The sequence below is a fragment of the Ruegeria sp. CK1 genome (genome assembly GCF_056536545.1).
The window spans coordinates 1,333,620-1,355,098 of record NZ_JBQFPX010000001.1 but is presented as its reverse complement, the minus strand read 5'-3'; the positions used below and the strand labels follow the sequence as shown (position 1 = coordinate 1,355,098).

The window sequence follows — 21,479 nt, the reverse complement described above, 5'->3', positions numbered from 1 at the left end:
CGCCGCCATTGCCGCCGCCGTTTCCACCGCCGTTTCCACCGCCGTTGCCGCCGCCATTGCCGCCGCCATTGCCGCCGCCGTTGCCGCCGCCGTTGCCGCCGCCGTTGCCGCCGCCGTTTCCGCCGCCGTTTCCACCGCCATTGCCGCCGCCGTTTCCGCCGCCATTGCCGCCGCCGTTTCCGCCGCCATTGCCGCCGCCGTTTCCACCGCCGTTGCCGCCGCCATTGCCGCCGCCATTGCCGCCGCCGTTGCCGCCGCCGTTGCCGCCGCCGTTGCCGCCGCCATTGCCGCCGCCATTGCCGCCGCCGTTGCCGCCGCCGTTGCCGCCGCCGTTGCCGCCGCCATTGCCGCCGCCGTTTCCACCGCCGTTTCCGCCGCCGTTGCCGCCGCCATTGCCGCCGCCGTTTCCACCGCCGTTTCCACCGCCGTTGCCGCCGCCGTTGCCGCCGCCATTGCCGCCGCCGTTGCCGCCGCCGTTTCCGCCGCCGTTGCCGCCGCCGTTTCCGCCGCCGTTTCCACCGCCATTGCCGCCGCCGTTTCCGCCGCCATTGCCGCCGCCGTTTCCACCGCCGTTTCCACCGCCGTTGCCGCCGCCGTTTCCGCCGCCGTTTCCGCCGCCATTGCCGCCGCCGTTTCCACCGCCGTTGCCGCCGCCGTTGCCGCCGCCATTGCCGCCGCCATTGCCGCCGCCGTTTCCGCCGCCGTTTCCGCCGCCGTTTCCACCGCCGTTGCCGCCGCCATTGCCGCCGCCGTTGCCGCCGCCGTTTCCACCGCCGTTACCGCCGCCGTTGCCGCCGCCGTTTCCACCGCCGTTTCCGCCGCCGTTACCGCCGCCGTTGCCGCCGCCGTTTCCACCGCCGTTGCCGCCGCCGTTTCCACCGCCGTTGCCGCCGCCGTTACCGCCGCCATTGCCACCGCCGTTTCCACCGCCGTTTCCACCGCCATTGCCGCCGCCGTTGCCGCCGCCATTGCCGCCGCCGTTGCCGCCGCCGTTTCCACCGCCGTTTCCGCCGCCGTTGCCGCCGCCGTTGCCGCCGCCGTTTCCACCGCCGTTACCGCCGCCGTTGCCGCCGCCGTTTCCACCGCCGTTTCCGCCGCCGTTACCGCCGCCGTTGCCGCCGCCGTTTCCACCGCCGTTGCCGCCGCCGTTTCCACCGCCGTTGCCGCCGCCGTTACCGCCGCCATTGCCACCGCCGTTTCCACCGCCGTTTCCACCGCCGTTGCCGCCGCCATTGCCGCCGCCATTGCCGCCGCCGTTGCCGATAACGCTGATGCCGTCTCCACTACGTTGGTCAGAAATGCCAATTGACCCAGTTGGGAAATCGGACAGTAAACCAGCCAACTCTGGGCACTCTGCGCCTGTACGTGTTAGGTATTTGTCGAAATCTGCACGCCGTTGGATGTAACGGATCATGCCAGTCGTCACCGCATCGCAATCACACAAGAGACTAGGTGAGCCTGCGGATTGACGTGCTGTCGCTGCGGTGCAAACTGCTTGTGAAGAGGCCGAGCCGACACCTAAAAATTGCACTGTAGTTGCCAGCAGGATTGCTGTGAGTTTGCGGGAATGATGGCCCATAATGGACTCCTTGGTACTCGTTAAGCCTAAAAGTCGACCCTTTTTCGCACATCAATTGGCCACATTGTATAGCCTAGGTCACACTGTTGACATAATTACGCCATCTGACCGCCGAACCTTCAAGTCCTTCGATCCTACTGCGTTGGGTTGCTGCCGCCTTGAGGAATGAAAAAATATTTAAAAACAATAAGAGGGGCCAATAACTCTATTGGCCCCTCGTGTGTTTGGTCATTTTCGAAATTGAGGCAATAATGCCACATTCGTGGCATTGTTTCCAATTTCTGAGTGCTGGCGTTGGCGCAGGCTACCCCGCTTTGGCCATCCGCTTGCGTTCATGTGGGTCAAGATAACGCTTGCGAAGTCGGATTGCGTTGGGCGTGACTTCAACAAGTTCGTCGTCGTCGATATAGGCAATCGCCTCTTCCAACGAGAACTGAACATGCGGCGTCAAACGCACAGCGTCGTCCGATCCGCTCGCGCGAACGTTTGTCAGCTTTTTCCCTTTTAGTGGGTTCACTTCCAAATCGTTGTCACGTGAGTGTTCGCCAATCACCATTCCCTGATATACGTCCGACTGCGGGCCAAGGAACATGCGGCCGCGTTCCTCGAGATTCCACAGAGCATAAGCCACGGCTTGACCGTTCTCCATCGAGATCAAAACGCCTGCGCGGCGGCCTGGAATTGGGCCTTTATGCGCGGCCCACCCATGGAATACACGGTTCAGAACGCCGGTGCCGCGGGTGTCAGTCAGGAACTCTCCGTGATAACCAATCAGCCCGCGTGAGGGTACATGCGCGATAATCCGGGTTTTGCCAGCACCAGCTGGGCGCATCTCAACCAGTTCACCTTTGCGCGCTCCTGTAATCTTTTCGATCACTGACCCTGAATATTCGTCGTCCACGTCGATGGTGACTTCTTCGACGGGTTCAAGGCGCTGACCATCTTCTTCACGGAACAGAACTTGAGGGCGTGAAATGCTGAGTTCGAAGCCTTCACGGCGCATATTCTCGATCAGAACACCCATCTGCAATTCGCCGCGGCCAGCAACCTCAAAGGCTTCGCCGCCGGGCGTATCAGTGATGCGGATAGCGACGTTCGATTCCGCCTCTTTCATTAAGCGATCGCGAATAACACGCGACTGAACCTTTTTGCCGTCACGGCCAGCCAATGGTGAATCGTTGATGCCGAATGTAACCGTGATGGTCGGCGGGTCGATAGGCTGCGCGGGCAGGGCTTCGTTCACTTGCGGCGAGACCAACGAGTCGGCCACGGTTGCCTTGCTCATGCCAGCGATGGTGACAATGTCACCGGCCTCCGCAACGTCAATGGGCTGTTGAGCCAAGCCGCGAAATGCCAGAATTTTTGAGGCGCGGAAGTTTTCAATCAGCGTACCGTCGCGGCTGAGCGCTTTGAGACTGTCACCAGCTTTCAGGGTTCCGCTTTCAACGCGACCGGTCAGGATGCGGCCAATGAACGGGTCGCTGCCCAGCGTGGTGGCCAGCATCCGGAAGGGTTCGTCTTTTTTGTCGGCTTGTTTGGGGGCAGGGACGTGATCGACGATCAGGTCGAACAGGGCGGTCAGGTCTTTGCGTGGCCCGTCCAGCTCCATATCAGCCCAGCCAGAACGGCCCGAAGCATACATAGCCGGAAAATCCAGTTGGTCGTCATCAGCGCCCAGGTTGGCGAACAGATCGAAACACTCGTCCAGTGCCCGGTCAGGCTCGGCATCGGGCTTATCCACCTTGTTGAGCACGACGATCGGACGCAGGCCCAGAGCCAGAGCTTTGGAGGTCACGAACTTGGTCTGAGGCATAGGGCCTTCTGCTGCGTCTACCAGTAGAACAACGCCGTCGACCATCGAAAGGATACGCTCAACCTCGCCGCCGAAATCAGCGTGACCTGGGGTGTCCACAATGTTGATCCGGGTGCCTTTCCATTCGACGCTGGTGGCTTTGGCTAAAATTGTGATTCCGCGTTCGCGTTCGAGGTCGTTGCTGTCCATGGCACGTTCAGCCACAGCTTGGTTTTCCCGGAACGCACCGGATTGTTTCAGAAGCTCATCCACCAGGGTCGTCTTGCCGTGGTCCACGTGAGCGATGATTGCGATGTTGCGCAGGTCCATGAGAGGTCAGCCTTTGAACGGGAAGTTGTCGCGCGCATAACGCGATGCGAAGCAATATGCCAGCCCTAACCGGTTTTCAGTGGCCTGCTGTCTTAGAAAACAGGTGGATGATCAGGATACCGGCCAAAATCATCACCAAACCTATGACCGCTGGCCAGTCCAACCTCTGACCGAAAACGATAAAGCCGATAATCGCAATCAGAAAGATGCCAAGCCCGGACCAGATCGCATAGACAATTCCAACGGGCATAAATTTCAGTGTGAGGCCCAGCAAATAGAAGGCGATGCCATAGCTAACTACGACCAGAACTGAGGGCCAGAAACGACTGAACTGCTGACTTGCTTGCAGCGAGGTGGTGCCAATGGTCTCAGCGATGACCGCCAGCAACAGGAACAGATAAGCTTTTGTCAAAGTGAGACTCTCGGTGAACTGTTCGTGAGGTTGATCACGAAAACAGTTAGTTGGGCAAGAAGAATTTCTCCGTCAATACCACTCTGACACCGTACTTTAGGTGCCATCGATATCTTGTTGAGTATGGATAACCTGACTATTTTTTAGTCACTTGAAATGATAGTTGCTTGTTGCTTTTTGAGAAATTTCTTTCGCTTGGATGCACGCTCAGGCGACTGCATCTGGCAGTAGGTTTGTTTCGGTGCCTACTTAGGCGTATGGGTGGCTTGCTGACGGGGGGTCCGTCGACAAAACGCAGCCGATTTTGTTGAACGGTTAGAGAGTTTTAAGGTTTTACGCCTGCCGAAACATGAGAAAAAGAGGCCCTTGTGCCTCTTTTTCTTTTGCCTAGATTCTGGCAGCTGTCGCGAAGTAGGTGTCCAATTGGGGCTGAATCCACGCCCACAAACTCGGTGCTCCTCGCTGAACCGGAGTTCCTACCCGCTCTTCTATTTGCGAATAGGTGACGTCGTAGTCTCTCCATGAGCCACCTCCAGTTTCCAAATTTCCTACGGGTGCCTGAAAACGGTCAATGGCTTTGGCAAACTGGGCGTCAGCGCTTTCGGCCGTCTCGAACTCGTGCCACAAAGTTTGGAAAGCGGTGTTTTGACTTTCGGGTAGAAGGCCGAACAACCTTTGTGCTGCAGCTTTTTCTTCGGCTTCTTGGGCGACATAGTCCACATCACCGTGAATGGGGTGATCGCCCGCGTCGATTTCTACAATGTCGTGCAGCAAGAGCATTTGCAGAACGCGGTCAATGGAAACACCAGCGGCGGCGTGCTCGGATAAAATCCAAGCATAAAGCATGATGTGCCAAGAATGCTCGGCCGAGTTCTCAAACCGATCACCGCTCAAAAGGCGAGAGGCGCGGTAGACTGATTTCAATTTGTCACTTTCCGTAAGAAACGGCAGGCAGTCCGAAAACGGGTTCGTTTTTAAAGTGACGCCTTCAAGCAAGCTTTGCGCCGCTTCAAATGCGAGTGGAAACTCGGTCTTCAAGTAAGCCGCGCGACCCGTGCTGAGGTTTTCCTGAACGATAGCTCGGTGTTCCGGCATTGAGTTAGGAGCGCAAAGAACCTGAAACATCGGCTGGCAACGGTCGAGATATTTGGCGAATCTCGCGTCGGGCGTTTCATCTGTTTCAAATTCTTGCCAGAGCGCTAAGCATTCTGAATTTTGATCGGTGGGCAAAATTCCGAAAAGTTCGGTGGCAGCAGCTTGTTCAGACCGTTCGACGGCCTGCCAATCCGTTTGCAGATGGATTGGATGATCGCCAACGATGATTTCAACTAGATCATGAAGCAACAACATCCGGATGACCCGATGGATGTCTACGTGTTCACCGGCCAAAGGTTGCATGACCAGTGCCCACAAGGCGAGCTGCCAGCTGTGTTCGGCTGCGTTTTCTGGACGGGACTGGTTAAGGAGAAAATTCGCGCGATTGACCGACTTCAGTCTGTCCGCGCGTTTCAGGAATTCGATTTGCGCGGACAGTCTTTCGGTCATTGTTTTTCGATCGCCTTAACTTTTGAACGGTGTTCTGCCAGTCTTTGAATGACAAATTTGCGTGCTTTTCGTTCAGATAAACGCACTCGGATCTCTGTCAGAAATGCTTCCTCTAATGTTTGAGAGGACGCGCCCAGCAACTCGCCCACTTCAACAAAGAAACGGTCGTCGCCGGTTTCATCCATCACTTTCATTGTGTCCTCGGCCAGCTTGGCGGCCAGAGTGGTGATGGTGTCGGACATCAGCGCGTGTTCTCAGTCAAGCGGCGTTTTACATAGTCACTGACATCGGTAATCAGTGTATCCATGTGGCGATCTTGGAAAAAGTGATCAGCACCTTCCACTTCATTATGGGTGATGGTGATACCTTTTTGTTCGTGCAGCTTGTTCACCAAGGATACGGTGTCTGCCGGGGGTGCCACGCGGTCGGCTGAGCCGTTGATTATCAGGCCAGAGGATGGGCACGGTGCCAGAAACGAGAAGTCGTACATGTTGGCCGGGGGCGACACGCTGATGAAGCCTGTGATTTCAGGCCGGCGCATTAGCAACTGCATGCCGATCCAAGCGCCGAACGAAAAGCCCGCAACCCAGCAGTGCTTGGAATTGTTGTTCATGGACTGCAGGTAATCCAACGCCGAAGCAGCATCGCTCAATTCGCCTACACCCTGGTCATATTCACCCTGACTGCGGCCCACGCCGCGGAAATTAAAGCGCAACACGGTAAAGCCCATGTTGTAGAACGCATAGTGCAGATTGTAGACCACCTTGTTGTTCATGGTCCCGCCGAACTGAGGATGCGGGTGAAGCACGATGGCGATCGGTGCGTCTTTTTCCTTTTGCGGGTGGTAGCGGCCTTCCAGGCGGCCTTCGGGTCCGGGAAAAATCACCTCGGGCATGTGTGCTTTGGTCCTGTCTTAATCTTCTGGGCGTCCGGATATACTTGACGGTTATCGTCGGGCACCTTAGAACGGTTCTAATTACGAATGCGTTGCGCAAAGCGCTGCTTGTCGGAGATACGCACTGGCAGCGGCGGCGTCAATGTTTTCGCGCGGCACTAGTGAAGAGGGGTAAACAATGAAGCTTTCGACTAAAGGTCGTTATGCAATGGTTGCATTGGCTGACATCGCTCTTCAGCCGGATGATACACTAGTGACGCTGGGCGAGATTTCAGAGCGTCAGGACATCTCACTGCCGTATCTTGAGCAGCTTTTCGTAAAACTGCGTCGGGCTGGTTTGGTGTCGTCGGTGCGCGGGCCGGGTGGAGGTTACCGTTTAGCACGGCCAGCGTCGGAAATTTGCGTGGTCGACATCCTGGCAGCTGTGGATGAAACAGTTGATGCACTGCAGAAGGGGGCCGGGGCGTCGGGCGCTTCTTCGGGTAGCCGGGCGCAATCACTGACAAACCGTTTGTGGGAGGGACTAAGCGCCAATGTTTACGTCTTCTTGCATCAGACGCGGTTATCTGACGTGATCAAAAACGATCTGGCGCCATGTCCAGCTGTACCCAGCCTGTTTGCAGTTGTCGACGAGTGACGCGATGCGCTCCAAGTCCAAAGAAGCTGCGTGTCTTAGCATTGCCAAAAAGGTGAATCCATGAGTCGAATTTACTTGGATCACAATGCAACGACACCATTGCGTCCGGAAGCCCGCGACGCAATGATCGCTGCGATGGAGGTGTGTGGGAACCCGTCTTCAGTGCATGCTGAAGGTCGAGCAGCCAAGGCTCTGGTCGAACGGGCGCGTGCGCAGGTCGCTGCGGCCTTTGGGGCAGACGGTGCTGACATCGTGTTCACTTCAGGCTCGACTGAGGGGGCGGCCTTGACGTTAGGTGGGCGTCAACTGCACGGTGCCGCTGTTGAGCATGACGCCGTAAGAGCTTGGATAAACGAGGATTTAACTGTTGAGTCCTCTGGCCGCGTTCAAGTGGTCAGTCCCGGTCAATCAACACTTCAACTGGCCAACTCGGAAACAGGGATCGTGCAATCGCTTCCCTCGGGTTTGGCGGTAACCGACGCGACTCAGGCGTTTGGAAAGCTTCCGGTGGCGTTCAACTGGTTGAATGTGACTATGGCTTCGATTTCGGCCCATAAAATGGGTGGACCGAAGGGTGTCGGTGCTGTCGTGATGAAGCGTGGCACGGAGCTGCCGGCGCAAATCAAGGGCGGAGGTCAGGAAATGGGCCGCCGTTCCGGTACGGAAAATGTCATTGGAATAGCGGGTTTCGGGGCCGCAGCTGAGGCGGCTGCCCGGGACTTGGCCAATGGCGTTTGGGAGCAGGTGAAAGAATTTAGAAATATTCTAGAAAATGCCCTTGAGGCCGGTTCTAAATCTACTATTTTTGTCGGGAAAGGTCAGGACCGCCTGCCCAATACCTTGTGTTTTGCCGCCCCAGGCTGGAAAGGCGAAACGCAGGTTATGCAGATGGATCTAGCGGGTTTTGCGATCAGTGCGGGTTCTGCCTGCTCCAGCGGCAAGGTCCGTTCCAGCGCGGTATTGAACTCAATGGGTTATGACGAGGTTACAGCATCCAGCGCGATCCGCGTATCGCTGGGGCCTTTGACCACAGAAGAAGATGTGCTGCGTTTCGCCGAAACGTGGCTTGAAAAAGAGAAAAAGCATCGCGCGCGTGCCGCGTGATCTGACGGAGTGAAGGAAATGGCCGCTTTGGACCAGACCCAGGTAAAAGAAGGTGTCGATCAGGAAACCGTGGATGCGGTGCGCGAAGTCGGCACCTATAAATACGGCTGGGATACCGATATCGAGATGGAATACGCGCCCAAGGGCGTGAACCCCGACATCGTTCGGCTGATTTCCGAGAAGAATGAAGAACCGGAATGGATGACCGAATGGCGTCTGTCGGCTTTTGAGCGCTGGACCAAAATGGACGAGCCTAAATGGGCAATGGTTCACTATCCGCCGATCGACTTTCAGGACCAGTATTATTATGCCCGTCCGAAGTCGATGGAGGAAAAACCAAAGTCCTTGGATGAGGTCGATCCAAAGCTGCTGGCTACTTACGAAAAGCTTGGTATCCCACTGAAAGAACAGATGATTCTTGCCGGTGTCGAAGGGGCCGAGGATGCCCCAGCTGAAGGCCGCAAGGTTGCTGTGGATGCGGTGTTTGACTCGGTATCTGTGGGAACAACCTTTCAGGATGAACTGGCGAAGGTTGGCGTGATCTTCTGTTCGATCTCTGAGGCGATCAAGGAACACCCCGAGCTGGTTAAGAAATATTTGGGCACCGTGGTTCCCGTGTCTGACAATTTCTACGCGACGTTGAATTCGGCCGTATTCTCGGACGGATCTTTCGTCTATATCCCGCCGGGTGTGCGTTGCCCGATGGAGCTGAGCACGTATTTCCGCATTAACGCGGAAAACACGGGGCAGTTCGAACGTACTTTGATCATTGCCGACAAAGGCTCTTACGTATCCTATCTCGAAGGTTGCACCGCACCCCAGCGTGACACAGCACAGCTGCACGCTGCCGTTGTCGAAATTATCGTCGAGGAAGACGCCGAGGTGAAATACTCGACCGTTCAAAACTGGTTCCCCGGGGATGAGAACGGCAAAGGCGGCATTTACAACTTTGTGACCAAGCGTGCCGATTGCCGGGGTGACCGGTCGAAAGTGATGTGGACGCAGGTTGAGACCGGATCAGCCGTGACCTGGAAATACCCGTCCTGCATCCTGCGGGGCAACGAAAGCCAGGGTGAGTTTTACTCGATCGCAATTGCCAACAACTACCAGCAGGCCGACACTGGCACAAAGATGGTTCATCTGGGCAAAAACACCAAATCCCGCATCGTGTCCAAGGGCATCAGCGCGGGCAAGGCGCAGAACACCTATCGTGGACTGGTCTCGATGCATCCCAAGGCGAAGGACAGCCGCAACTATACCCAGTGCGACAGCTTGCTGATCGGCGACAAATGCGGGGCGCACACGGTTCCGTATATCGAGGTCAAGAACAACTCGTCGCGTGTGGAACATGAGGCGACGACGTCCAAGGTGGATGACGATCAGCTGTTCTACTGCCGTCAGCGTGGCATGGACGAAGAAGAGGCCGTGGCGCTGGTTGTCAACGGGTTCTGTAAGGACGTTCTGCAGGCGCTACCGATGGAGTTTGCGATGGAAGCCCAGCAATTAGTGGCGATCAGCCTCGAAGGGTCTGTAGGTTAATCTCGACTTTCTCTGAATTCTGAACAACAGGGGGCCATGCTCCCCCTTGCGATACGCTAAAGGACAAAACATGCTGGAAATCAAGAACCTGCACGTACAGCTTGAAGAAGAAGACAAGCAAATTCTGAAAGGTGTGGACCTGACAGTTGAAGCTGGCAAGGTACACGCAATCATGGGGCCAAACGGTTCCGGTAAGTCGACACTCAGCTACGTGCTGTCAGGGCGCGATGGCTATGAGGTGACCGACGGTTCAGCCACGCTGGATGGTGAAGACCTGCTTGAGATGGAGCCGGAAGAACGCGCCGCTGCGGGTGTTTTCTTGGCGTTCCAATACCCGGTTGAGATTCCAGGTGTCGGCAACATGACCTTCCTGCGTACTGCTGTGAACGCTCAACGAAAAGCGCGTGGCGAAGAGGAATTGTCGGCTGCGGACTTCCTGAAAGAAGTGCGAGCCAAGGCGAAAACCCTGAAGATCGACGCGGATATGTTGAAACGTCCGGTCAATGTGGGTTTCTCGGGTGGTGAGAAGAAGCGCAACGAAATCCTGCAGATGGCGATGCTTGAACCGAAGATGTGCATCATGGATGAGACCGACTCGGGCCTCGACGTGGATGCGATGAAACTGGTTGCCGAAGGTGTAAACGCCTTGCGGGACGAGGGCCGCGGGTTTCTGGTCATTACCCACTATCAACGCCTGTTGGATCACATCAAACCTGATGTTGTTCACATCATGGCGGACGGTCGAATCGTAAAAACCGGTGGCCCCGAGTTGGCGCTGGAAGTTGAGAACAACGGTTACTCTGACATTCTGGCCGAGGTGAACTAATGGCTTTGCCACAAGCGAAACAAACCGCAACTGAGGAACGGCTGGCGTCCCTGTCGTTGCCCGCAATGTGCGGATGCACGCAGACCGCGCGCGATGATGCGTTGGCACGTGTGCGCGAGATGGGCCTGCCCAGTCGACGGGATGAGTATTGGAAATACACGCGCCCTGATACGCTGATCTCTGCCGATGCCCCGCATGCCGTGGTGTTCGATGCAGGTGAGTCCTTGATCTTCGAAGACATGGACAACCTGAAAATTGTCTTCGTTGACGGTGTATTTAGCCCCGAAGAATCTGACGATCTGACCTTGGAAGGTGTAGTGATCGATCGGATTGAGGATATCTGCAGTAAGGATATCCATTGGGCAAAAGAGCTGTACGGTGCGTTGGAGCGTCGTGGTCAGACGCCCGTTCAACGTCCGCTGGCAGCCCTGAACACAGCATTTGCCAAGGATGGTGTTGCCATCCACGTGACTGGAAAACCGTCCAAGCCAATTTGTCTGATGTATCGTCATGCTTCGGAAAACTCGGACGCGATGCTGCACCACGTTATTCGCGTGGAATCTGATGCCGAAGTGACCGTCCTTGAAGTCGGCCCAGCCGCCTCGCGCTTTAACAAATGCATGGAGATCGACATTGCCGATAGCGGCACACTGCATCATGTGCGTGCGCAGGGTCGCGATCACGAGCGCCGGGCAATGACCCATATGTTCACGCGTTTGGGTAAGGAATCGACTTATAAGTCGTTCACTCTGACTGCAAACGGTGTTCTGACCCGCAACGAGCAGGTTGTGGAGCTGACTGGTGACGATGCGGTTGCGCATGTGGCTGGAGCTTGTGTCGGTGATGGAGATTTCCATCACGACGACACCGTTTTCATCACCCACGATGCGGTAAATTGCGAAAGCCGTCAGGTATTCAAGAAAGTGCTGCGCAACGGTGCAACCGGTGTTTTCCAAGGCAAGATCCTTGTAAAAGAAGGTGCACAGAAAACGGATGGCTATCAAATCAGCCAGTCGTTGCTGCTGGATGACGACAGCCAGTTTCTGGCCAAGCCAGAGCTAGAGATTTATGCCGATGATGTGGCGTGTTCGCATGGCTCGACCTCTGGCGCGATTGACGAAACAGCGTTGTTCTATCTGCGGTCTCGCGGTGTTCCGCACAAAGACGCGACCAACATGCTGACGCTGGCTTTCTTGGCCGAGGCAGTTGACGAGATCGAAGACAAGACACTTGCCGAAGAGATCGTGACGCGTCTGGAAGACTGGTTGGCGCGTCGCAGTTGATGCCTGTCACATCGGATATCGTAGCCACTTACCGGGGGCCGGGGCGGGTCGTTCGCCGTCTTCTGGAGTTGGGCGAACGGGAAGATCGGGCGCTAATTTTTGTCATGGGGTTCTGCGTGGTGTCTTTTATCGCGCAGCTTCCCAGCCTTGCGCGCCGGGCTCATCTTGAAGGGCTTGAGCTAAACATGCTCATGGGCGGGGCCTTGTTGGGGACCGTCATTATCCTGCCGCTGTTTTTCTATGCGCTGGCCTTTGTGTCGTATGGTGCGGCCCGTTTAGTGGGCGGTCGCGGCTCGGCCTATGGTGCTCGTCTGGCGCTGTTCTGGGCCTTGTTGTCGTCGACACCTCTGGTGCTGCTGAACGGTTTGGTCGCTGGTTTTATAGGGCCTGGTCCGGCACTGACCTTTGTTGGGGTTATTTGGCTGGGCGTATTTATCTGGTTCTGGCTGGCAGGCCTGAGACAAGCACAAAGGCAGGTAGAATGACGACCATGACTTTGGGCAACCTAGCGGTTTTGACCTTGACCAACCCAGCAGTCGCGGCGCGGCAACTGCTGGCCTTGCGTCCAGGGCGCGAGGTTCTGTGGCTAGGCTTCGCTTTGGCGGTAGTGTTAAACGGTCTGGTTCAATTCGGATTCGAAAATTTGTTGCCTGTACCAGAGGGAGTGGACGTTTCTGCGCCCGAGCCGATATTCATCAGCCTGATCCGCTCAGGCGTTTTGATGATGTTCAGCATCATCGCCTTTCTGTTTGCCGGTCGTCTTCTGGGCGGCAGTGCAACATTCAGCGAGATCATGACGCTGACGATCTGGCTTCAGTATCTGCAGATCGCCGCGATGTTCTTTACTTTGGTGCTGTCGATCACTGTTCCATTTCTGATGGTGCTGTTTTTGTTCGCTACAGCGATAGTGAGCCTTTACGTCACGCTCCATTTTTTGAATGAAGCGCATAAATTCGGAACGCTCTGGAAGTCCTTCGGGGTCATCGTGCTATCGGCTTTGGTCGCTGTGCCCTTTATTCTCGCCTTGACACCCAGCGCCCCGGTATAGGGATAAGAAGACCATGTATGACGTAGAAAAAATCCGTGCAGACTTTCCCATCTTGTCACGTGAGGTGAACGGTAAGCCGTTGACCTATTTGGATAATGGTGCTTCGGCTCAGAAACCTCAGGTGGTGATCGATGCAGTAACGCGGGCTTATGCCGAGGAATACTCGAATGTGCATCGCGGCTTGCACTACCTGTCGAACTTGGCGACTGAAAAATACGAGTCCGTCCGCGGTACGATTGCCAAATTCCTTGGCGCTGCAGATGAGGACGAGATTGTCCTGAACACGGGGACGACCGAAGGAATCAATTTGGTCGCTTACGGCTGGGCAATGCCGCGCCTGCAGGCAGGCGATGAGATCGTTCTCAGCGTTATGGAGCATCACGCCAACATCGTGCCTTGGCACTTTCTTCGTGAACGTCAGGGCGTTGTTTTGAAATGGGTCGATGTGGATGCTGACGGAGGGCTTGATCCGCAGGCGGTGATAGATGCCATTGGCCCAAAGACCAAACTGGTGGCCGTAACCCACTGTTCAAATGTTCTGGGCACCGTCGTGGACGTCAAAGCGATCACTGAAGGCGCGCATGCCAAAGGTGTACCGGTGCTGGTCGATGGCAGCCAAGGCGCGGTGCACATGCCGGTCATTGTTCAAGATATTGGCTGCGATTTCTACGCTATCACAGGTCACAAGCTTTATGGCCCGTCCGGGTCTGGTGCGATTTACATCAAATCTGAACGCATGGCCGAAATGCGCCCCTTTATCGGTGGCGGCGACATGATCAAAGAAGTTAGCAAAGATCAGGTGATCTATAACGATCCGCCAATGAAGTTCGAAGCCGGAACGCCCGCCATCGTACAAATAATCGGCATGGGCGTTGGGCTGGAATACATGATGGAGTTGGGGATGGAAAACATCGCCGCTCATGAAGCCGGTCTGCGAGATTACGCCATGCAAAGGCTAACGGGCTTGAATTGGTTGCAGGTGCAGGGCACGCGTCCAGACAAGGCTGCTATCTTCAGCTTTACGCTGGATGGGGCAGGGCACGCGCATGATGTATCCACGATACTCGATAAGAAAGGCGTCGCTGTACGCGCGGGTCATCACTGTGCTGGCCCGTTGATGGATTTCTTCGGCGTGACTGCAACGTGCCGGGCCAGCTTTGGGCTCTATAACACTAAAAATGAGGTCGACACGCTGATCGATGCACTTGAATTGGCGCATGATTTGTTTGCCTGAAACCCGACCGTTCCAGAAAGATTTGCAGTTGCACCCGGATCGGAACAAGGTTAGCTAACGGCAAAGGCACCTGTAGCTCAGCTGGATAGAGCGCTGCCCTCCGAAGGCAGAGGCCAGAGGTTCGAATCCTCTCAGGTGCGCCATAATTCCCAGTGAGCTTAATGTTGCTGAAAAGAATTGGCTTTTAGGTTTCCGGATATTTTGTTTTAGCCGTAACTGCGGTGCAGTTGGGTCAATTCATCTTCGCCCCGCACCGGGGTTTAAAGGCCGCTCGCAACGGCTGCTGGCATTGTGCATGCTAAATTTATTTCAAGTTTATCTTTTTCTTAGTCACGCACCTGTCCATTCATGGATTTTGTTATTCCCACATCTAAGCCATCCTCGTTCATTCTAGCTTGAACATCTCATGACACAGAATTCGAGGGAAAATTCCGTTTTGGATGGATCCTGTTGAAATCTGCACGCGTGCAGGGAACAATCCCAGCGACGACAGAAGGACCGGTAGTATGAAAACCAATCCAACTTTCAGACGCCCGGCCTCTTCGATCCCGGCCATAACGGGGCTGGTGGCGGTGGTTTCAATACCGAGTGTTCATTTCCTTTGGCCGGAAATGCCCAACACATCCTATCGTGATCAGGCGGCACTGTTTGCCCTGACTATCTTTGTGCTGTTGGCGGCGTCGGAACTAATATTTGGCAAATCGCGTCACTTGCCTGGAACCGGTCTAGTTTACCGGCCTTCCAATTTTCAGGACGCCGGCTATATCTCGGACTTTCCGGTCAAGCTGACCGGTTTGGGTGTCAGCTTTGCACTGCTGGCGGTTTTCTATGCCACCGCCGATGTGTACCGGGATGACTGGTATGCTCCGTTTTTTTCACTGGTTTCAGAATATTGGCCAGTCATGCTGACCGTTGTGCTAATCAACGTGACGGTTGTGCATTTCACAATGCGGAAAAGACGGGACGGTCTTTGGCAACTCGGCAAGCTGGTGCTGACATTGGGTCAACATTCACCCAATGCTCAAGATTTAAAAGTTTACCTTTTAAGTCTTGGAATCAAAGGCTTTTTTCTTCCGCTGATGTTTTGCTATCTCGTTGAAGACTGGGGCTATTTGGCGTCCAAGTCTCTTTGGGCGTCAGCAGATTTTTCGGATGTTTATAACTACCTCTTCCGTTTTTCATTCTTCTTTGATCTGACAATTGTAATCATCGGCTACGCCACCGCTACCAGGCTGCTTAATTCGCACATCCGTTGGACCGAAACGACCGTCAGCGGATGGCTCGTCTGTATTGTATGCTATGCACCGTTCTGGCAGCTTCTTTCGCGGGACTTTTTCAACTATGTCGAGGATGGTTTTGGATGGGGTGTCTGGCTGTGGGACTACCCGGTGTTTTACGGCTTGTGGGGAGGAACGATCCTGTTTTTCTTGGCCATTTACACACTGGCCGAGGCTCGTATGGGATTGCGGTTTTCCAACCTGACTTATCGCGGGTTGGCCTGCGATTTTCCCTACAGCGTCAGTAAACATCCTGCTTATCTGACCAAGAACATAAGTTGGTGGCTGATTTCCATTCCCTTCATCGCTGTCGATTTTTGGACTGGGATAATGAACTGCATTGCACTCTTGGGACTGAATTTCCTGTATTTCCTACGTGCCTGGCACGAAGAACGCTGTCTGTCCCAAGCACCGTCCTATCGCGCGTATAAACGGCATATTAATCGTTACGGGTTATTAGCTCGTGTCCTAGCTGCCATCACAAGGCGCAGTCCTATAGCGATCGATCCGGTTCGTAGCAGAGACTCGAGGTAGAGTTGGGTGTAATCTGCGGACTGCGCGCCACACTTGGAACGGTGCACTATATTTCCTGTGAAACTTTTGGTATCTCGTGGATTATCGCGTTCTTTTGGATAACACGTTGGTAGTTTTCTCAGTAATCAGTTCGAAAAGTAGTAGGATCGGTCTGTTCAAATCCAGCTCTTCGAGGTGGCATCGTTCTTTTTAAAACGGATTGGATTAGGGTTGCCAAAAAAAACAAAGAGCGCCCACGGGCGCTCGTTGTTTTTCGTTCTGAAGACCAATTAACCGCCCCAACTGCGAACCTCGCCGCAATCCATATGGACAAAGTTTGAGCGAGAGTATTTGCCAACACCGCCAGCGCGGCAGGACATGGCCGCTTTGGCCATCTGGGACACTGACCGCGACGAAAGGCGCAAGTCAGCAGCTTGGCCTTTCATGTGTAGCGAGTTCTTAGCGACCCGGCGCGAACGAGAGCGCAGCATTGCGTTGGTTTGAGGGGAGCGGTAGCCAGAAAGCAACATGTAGGGTTCATTGACGTCTAACAGGTTATGCGACGCGGCCATTATGTCGACGGTGCGCAGGTCCATATCCTTGGCTTGATCGGTGCGCCAATCGCGCATGAAGTGGTTCACTTCTTTGACGGCGTCCTTGATGTACTTTCCATCGACCCAGTAAATCATGTCGATACGCTCGCCAGTTCGGCCAGAGTACATGCGAATTCGTCGAATGTCGCCACCGCCGCGAAGAAAACCTGCTGCATTGGAATAAGTCGGTGCGGCTACGACTGCCGTAGCTGCGAATGCACCCAATAGGGCACGCCGGGTCAAGCCCGAAGTACTGCTCATCGTCATTTCAGTTTCGTCCCGTACTGTTCCTGCCTGCACACGATGTTACGCGCGCGTTCTTAATTTCTTCCCATCCCAGATGCGGGATTTATGGCACAGTCGCGAAAGTCAGCCAAGAAGTCTTTCAAATTCACCTTTTCTAGGGGGAATTTTCGGCAGTTTTTTGCGCAGGTGACGCAAATATGTATAATATTGAAGCATTTGGTGGCGCATTGTCGCCAGGCGATGCAAACAGGCATCACGCGCTGGCAGATGCGTCGAGTTGATACGTTTGTGAATAGACAATCTGGCCGGTGGGCAACCATATTTGTTCGGCACGCCGCCCTAAAAGTGTAATTCACAGAAAAATCAAGGCCATCTCATGTTTTCAGGTTTGCGCACACGTACTGGAATTTTTTTCACTGCTTGTTTTTTAACTTCCGCGGCGTTGGCCAGTACGGAAACCCGACCAACAACCGCGTTTCAAATGGCCGTGGCCGAATTTGCGCCTTCGGGGTCGGAAATCGCTACATTCTATCGGGAAAACGGATTTTCACCTGTCTGGGTGGGTGAAACCCCGCAACACGTTGCACGCCGCGCGCGCTTGATTGAGGCGCTGTCGAAGACCGACTTGCATGGATTGCCGCAAGGGTCATACAGCGTGCAAACGCTTTTTGAACTGATGCAAGATGCACGTACAACACGTGATCTTGGAGCCATTGAAGTCCAATTTAGCCGTGCATTTGTAGAATACGCGCGGAACCTTCAGTCCGGCGCGCTACGCCCGTCAACAATCGACGACGGGCTGGTGCGCAGTGTCGAAAGGGCGTCAGCCAAAGATCATCTGAATGGGCTGATCACGTCAGAAAACGACGATTATTTCGACAACCTCAGTCCACGGACGACCCAATACCGGGCGTTGATGAAACAGAAAATGGTTCTGGAAAACCTCATCGTTCAGGGAGGGTGGGGGCCGACGGTCCCGACCTCCAAATTGGAATTCGGCGATACCGGGACAAACGTCATCAAAATGCGGAACCGTCTGGTGTCCATGGGATACCTAAAGCCGACGGCCAACCCGGAATTTGACGGATCGATGTTGGCCGCAGTCCGGGCGTTTCAGACGGATCACGGACTTGCACCTGACGGCGTTGCCGGTCAGGGGACGATCGCTGAATTGAACCGCAGTGCGTCGGATCGACTCAAGTCTGTCTATGTTGCGTTGGAGCGGGAACGCTGGTTGCCGCGAGAGCGCGGAGAGCGCCACATACTCGTGAATCAGGCTGATTTTTCCGCCAAGATCGTGGACGATGGGCATGTCACGTTCGAAACGCGCGCGGTCATTGGGAAAAACACACATGACCGCCGCAGTCCAGAATTCTCGGACGAGATGGAGCACATGGTCATCAACCCCAGTTGGTACGTGCCGCGCTCGATCATTACCAAAGAGTATCTGCCCAAGCTGCAATCGAATCCAAACGCGGTTGGCCATATACAGATTACGGACCGGAGTGGACGTCAGGTTAACCGAGGAGCTGTAGACTTTACTCAATTCAATGCCAGGAACTTCCCGTTTGCGATGCGCCAACCACCCAGCCAAAGCAACGCGCTGGGTTTGGTGAAGTTCATGTTCCCGAACCAGTACAACATCTATCTCCATGATACGCCTCAGAAAAGTCTGTTCGCGCGCGAGGTTCGGGCGTTCTCGCACGGGTGCATCCGCTTGGCCGACCCATTTGAGTTCGCCTACGCGCTGCTTGCTAAACAAGAGGAAGATCCAAAGGCATTTTTCCACCGAGTTCTGGCGACCGGTAAGGAAACGACTGTGCAACTGGAGCAGCACGTCCCAGTTCACTTGATCTACCGCACGGCCTACATCGGGCCGAAAGGAGACGTTCAGTATCGTCGCGATGTCTATGAGCGAGATGAAAAAATCTGGGAGGCCTTGCAGAAAGCGGGGGTGGTCCTGCCGGACGTTCAAGGGTAATCAGCAGGGCAAGTCCTTAATCCGGGAAGCCCGACATGCACTATACGATCCAGCAAATTGCCGACGCTTTAGGTGCGGAAAGTCAGGGCGACACTAGCCTTTTGATTGAACGCGCGGCGGAACCGGCTGACGCTACTGGCTCAGACTTGGCGATGGCGATGTCTCCGAAATACGCTGAGGCGTTGAGTGGAGGGTCAGCGAAGGCTGCCGTGTTGTGGGAGGGCGCGAATTGGCAAGCGCTGGGTCTCGCGGCTGCGATCTTCGTGCCAAGGCCGCGTATGGCAATGGCGGGGATCACCGCGATGCTGGATCGGGGGCAGGGCGTTGAGCCAGGCATTCATCCTTCGGCTGTGATCGATCCTACGGCGGAAATAGGCGAAGGCGCGGCAATTGGACCCTTGGCTGTTGTCGGCGCACGGGTCCGTATCGGCAAAGGCGCAGTGATCGGAGCGCATTGTGTGATCGGGATGGACGCCGTTTTGGGCGACAATGCTGTTCTGCGAGAAATGGTGAGCATTGGTGCGCGGGCTCAGATCGGCAATCGCTTCATCGCGCAACCGGGCGCGCGCATCGGTGGCGACGGGTTTAGCTTTGTGACGCCAGAAGTTTCAGGAGTGGAAAACGTCCGAAAGACAATGGGTGATCAGGGCGATGCACGCGCGCAAAGTTGGCTGCGCATCCATTCGCTGGGCGCAGTCGAGATTGGCGATGACGTCGAAATTGGCGCCAATTGCACGGTCGACAACGGAACAATCCGGAATACTTGCATCGGCAACGGCTCCAAACTGGATAACCTGGTACATGTTGGCCACAACACCCGCGTGGGACAGGATTGCCTTCTGTGCGGCCAGACCGGCGTGTCCGGTTCGGTCGAGATCGGCAATAATGTCGTACTTGGCGGCCAGACCGGCGTGGTCGACAATATCTTTATTGGTAATGGCGTGATTTCGGGTGGTGGCACTAAAATTCTGTCCAATGTCCCTCCGGGTCGGGTCATCATGGGGTATCCGGGTGTTAAAATGGAAACCCATACCGACATCTACAAAGCGCAACGTCGCTTGCCCCGAATGGCGCGTGACGTCGAGGCGTTGAAAAAGGCTGTTTTCAAACAGCCCCCGAGCGATTAAATCATCCGCAACGGGAAAATCAGAGGACCGACATGAGCATCACCGACCGCGTCATCGCAATCATTGCTGAGCAGGCCGTGCTGGAGCCTTCGGACGTCACGCTCGAAAGTACGCTTGAGGACCTGGGTATAGACAGCCTCGGCCTCGTCGAGAGCATATTCGCCATCGAAGAAGAATTCGATATTTCGGTGCCTTTCAATGCCAACGAACCTGAGGCTAGTGACTTTGACATATCCAACGTTGCTGCGATTGTTGCCGGGATTGAAAAGCTTGTGTCGGAAAAGGTCTGACATAACATTATGAAGCGCGTTGTCATTACTGGGGCCGGAACGATCAATTCGCTGGGCCATTCCGTCCCCGATACGCTAGAGGCCATGCGCGAAGGGCGTTGTGGAATCTCTGATTTGGAATTCCGCGATGTTGAGCGTCTTTCCATAAAAATCGGCGGTCAGGTGCGTGGCTTTGAGGCTGAAGGGCGTTTTAATCGCCAGCAAATGAGCCTTTATGACCGGTTCACGCAATTCACGCTGACAGCCGCGAAAGAAGCAATTGATCAATCGGGTATCGAGTTTCACGGAGAACTCGCCGCGCGTTCGGGTGTTGTTTTAGGAACCGCTGGTGGTGGTGTTTCTACCTGGGATGACAATTACCGATCGGTTTACGAAGACGGGAAAAACCGCGTTCACCCATTCGTTGTGCCAAAGTTGATGAACAATGCGGCGGCCAGTCATGTGTCGATGGAGCACAACCTAAAAGGCCCAAGTTTCACGGTCTCAACTGCTTGTGCTTCTTCCAACCACGCAATGGCACAAGCTTTTCAGTTGGTGCGTAGCGGAGCAGCGCCGGTAATGGTCACGGGCGGATCAGAATCCATGCTTTGCTTTGGTGGTGTGAAGGCTTGGGAAGGGCTGCGCGTAATGTCCAAGGATGCCTGCCGCCCGTTTAGCGCGAACCGCAATGGCATGGTGCAGGGTGAAGGCGCCGGGGTGTTTGTATTCGAAGAATACGAACATGCCAAAGCTCGCGGGGCGAGTATCCTTTGCGAAGTTGCAGGCTTCGCGATGTCTTCGGATGCGTCAGATATCGTGATGCCCAGCAAACAAGGGGCGGCACGCGCCATGTCCGGTGCACTGTTGGATGCGCGCTTAAACGCTGATCAAGTTGGTTACATCAATGCGCATGGCACCGGAACTGCTGCTAACGACAAAACCGAATGCGCAGCAGTGGCCGACGTGTTCGGGCCACATGCGGATGATCTGATGATTTCGTCGACAAAATCGATGCACGGCCACTTAATCGGCGGCACCGGAGCGGTTGAGTTGCTTGCTTGTATAATGGCGCTTCGTGATGGGGTGATCGCCCCGACTATCGGCTATGAAGAGCCGGACCCGGAATGTGCGTTGGATGTCGTGCCCAACGATGCTCGCGAGGCGAAAGTTGAAGTGGCACTTACCAATGCGTTTGCCTTTGGTGGCCTGAACGCGGTTCTTGCCCTGAAAAGGGTCTAAAACACTATCT

At 55.2% G+C, this 21,479-nt stretch carries 20 protein-coding genes and 1 tRNA gene; 14 read left to right on the top strand and 7 right to left on the bottom strand.

Annotated elements, in window-relative coordinates:
- From ACR0L3_RS06575 to ACR0L3_RS06550, 6 genes are all read right to left on the bottom strand, one after another.
- On the bottom strand, positions 1–1,579 hold a 1,579-nt coding region (locus ACR0L3_RS06575; RefSeq protein ID WP_480744617.1), incomplete at its 3' end, for a hypothetical protein.
- Positions 1,580–1,883: 304 nt separating this feature from the next.
- Positions 1,884–3,701 (bottom strand): translational GTPase TypA, encoded by a 1,818-nt coding sequence (gene typA / locus ACR0L3_RS06570; protein WP_480744615.1) that lies wholly within the window; start codon positions 3,699–3,701, stop codon positions 1,884–1,886.
- A gap of 76 nt (positions 3,702–3,777) precedes the next feature.
- Positions 3,778–4,113: a DMT family transporter gene (locus tag ACR0L3_RS06565; protein WP_480744613.1), complete on the bottom strand. Its 336-nt coding sequence runs from the start codon at positions 4,111–4,113 to the stop codon at positions 3,778–3,780.
- A 387-nt stretch (positions 4,114–4,500) separates the two neighbouring features.
- Entirely contained in the window at positions 4,501–5,658 is a 1,158-nt protein-coding gene (locus ACR0L3_RS06560) for an HD domain-containing protein (protein WP_480744611.1), read from the bottom strand.
- Positions 5,655–5,900: a hypothetical protein gene (locus ACR0L3_RS06555; protein WP_480744609.1), complete on the bottom strand. Its 246-nt coding sequence runs from the start codon at positions 5,898–5,900 to the stop codon at positions 5,655–5,657. Before ACR0L3_RS06555 ends, ACR0L3_RS06560 begins: the two co-directional genes overlap by 4 nt.
- Positions 5,900–6,553, bottom strand: coding sequence for an alpha/beta hydrolase (locus ACR0L3_RS06550; RefSeq protein ID WP_170497481.1), 654 nt, complete (start codon positions 6,551–6,553; stop codon positions 5,900–5,902). The genes ACR0L3_RS06555 and ACR0L3_RS06550 overlap by 1 nt, the downstream gene beginning before the upstream one ends.
- A 178-nt stretch (positions 6,554–6,731) precedes the next feature.
- On the opposite strand from ACR0L3_RS06550, the gene iscR reads away from it, so the two are divergent.
- The 10 genes from iscR (at position 6,732) to ACR0L3_RS06500 (ending at position 16,035) form a co-directional block, all read left to right on the top strand.
- Positions 6,732–7,190, top strand: coding sequence for a Fe-S cluster assembly transcriptional regulator IscR (iscR, locus tag ACR0L3_RS06545; RefSeq protein WP_480744608.1), 459 nt, complete (start codon positions 6,732–6,734; stop codon positions 7,188–7,190).
- A 60-nt stretch (positions 7,191–7,250) separates the two neighbouring features.
- Positions 7,251–8,294 (top strand): cysteine desulfurase family protein, encoded by a 1,044-nt coding sequence (locus ACR0L3_RS06540; RefSeq protein ID WP_480744606.1) that lies wholly within the window; start codon positions 7,251–7,253, stop codon positions 8,292–8,294.
- Positions 8,295–8,312: 18 nt separating this feature from the next.
- Positions 8,313–9,833, top strand: coding sequence for a Fe-S cluster assembly protein SufB (gene sufB, locus ACR0L3_RS06535; protein WP_480744604.1), 1,521 nt, complete (start codon positions 8,313–8,315; stop codon positions 9,831–9,833).
- A gap of 70 nt (positions 9,834–9,903) precedes the next feature.
- On the top strand, positions 9,904–10,659 hold the full coding sequence (sufC, locus tag ACR0L3_RS06530) for a Fe-S cluster assembly ATPase SufC (protein WP_480744602.1): 756 nt from the start codon (positions 9,904–9,906) through the stop codon (positions 10,657–10,659).
- A complete protein-coding gene (gene sufD, locus ACR0L3_RS06525; protein WP_480744600.1) occupies positions 10,659–11,942 on the top strand; it encodes a Fe-S cluster assembly protein SufD in 1,284 nt (427 codons plus the stop codon). The genes sufC and sufD overlap by 1 nt, the downstream gene beginning before the upstream one ends.
- On the top strand, positions 11,942–12,427 hold the full coding sequence (locus tag ACR0L3_RS06520) for a YIP1 family protein (protein WP_480744598.1): 486 nt from the start codon (positions 11,942–11,944) through the stop codon (positions 12,425–12,427). Before sufD ends, ACR0L3_RS06520 begins: the two co-directional genes overlap by 1 nt.
- Positions 12,424–12,990, top strand: a complete 567-nt coding sequence (locus ACR0L3_RS06515) for a YIP1 family protein (protein ID WP_480744596.1) — start codon at positions 12,424–12,426, stop codon at positions 12,988–12,990. Before ACR0L3_RS06520 ends, ACR0L3_RS06515 begins: the two co-directional genes overlap by 4 nt.
- A gap of 13 nt (positions 12,991–13,003) precedes the next feature.
- Positions 13,004–14,224 (top strand): cysteine desulfurase, encoded by a 1,221-nt coding sequence (locus ACR0L3_RS06510; RefSeq protein WP_480744595.1) that lies wholly within the window; start codon positions 13,004–13,006, stop codon positions 14,222–14,224.
- Between the two features lie 66 nt (positions 14,225–14,290).
- Positions 14,291–14,367 (top strand) — tRNA-Arg (locus tag ACR0L3_RS06505).
- A gap of 297 nt (positions 14,368–14,664) precedes the next feature.
- The gene (locus ACR0L3_RS06500) at positions 14,665–16,035 is read left to right on the top strand and encodes a hypothetical protein (protein ID WP_480744593.1); all 1,371 of its coding nucleotides are present in this window, start codon (positions 14,665–14,667) and stop codon (positions 16,033–16,035) included.
- A gap of 269 nt (positions 16,036–16,304) precedes the next feature.
- Here the strand turns inward: ACR0L3_RS06500 and mepK are convergent, their stop codons facing one another.
- Positions 16,305–16,874, bottom strand: coding sequence for a peptidoglycan L,D-endopeptidase MepK (gene mepK / locus ACR0L3_RS06495; protein ID WP_480744591.1), 570 nt, complete (start codon positions 16,872–16,874; stop codon positions 16,305–16,307).
- A gap of 355 nt (positions 16,875–17,229) precedes the next feature.
- On the opposite strand from mepK, the gene ACR0L3_RS06490 reads away from it, so the two are divergent.
- Genes ACR0L3_RS06490 through ACR0L3_RS06475 form a run of 4 tightly spaced genes read left to right on the top strand, consistent with a single transcriptional unit; the run spans position 17,230 to position 21,469 of the window.
- The gene (locus tag ACR0L3_RS06490) at positions 17,230–18,834 is read left to right on the top strand and encodes a L,D-transpeptidase family protein (RefSeq protein ID WP_480744589.1); all 1,605 of its coding nucleotides are present in this window, start codon (positions 17,230–17,232) and stop codon (positions 18,832–18,834) included.
- A 35-nt stretch (positions 18,835–18,869) separates the two neighbouring features.
- Positions 18,870–19,961, top strand: a complete 1,092-nt coding sequence (gene lpxD, locus ACR0L3_RS06485; RefSeq protein WP_480744588.1) for a UDP-3-O-(3-hydroxymyristoyl)glucosamine N-acyltransferase — start codon at positions 18,870–18,872, stop codon at positions 19,959–19,961.
- A 32-nt stretch (positions 19,962–19,993) separates the two neighbouring features.
- Positions 19,994–20,251 carry an acyl carrier protein gene (locus ACR0L3_RS06480; RefSeq protein WP_480744586.1) on the top strand — a complete coding sequence of 86 codons (258 nt, stop codon included), beginning with the start codon at positions 19,994–19,996 and terminating at the stop codon, positions 20,249–20,251.
- Between the two features lie 9 nt (positions 20,252–20,260).
- Positions 20,261–21,469 (top strand): beta-ketoacyl-[acyl-carrier-protein] synthase family protein, encoded by a 1,209-nt coding sequence (locus ACR0L3_RS06475; RefSeq protein WP_480744585.1) that lies wholly within the window; start codon positions 20,261–20,263, stop codon positions 21,467–21,469.
- Positions 21,470–21,479: the final 10 nt, after the last annotated feature.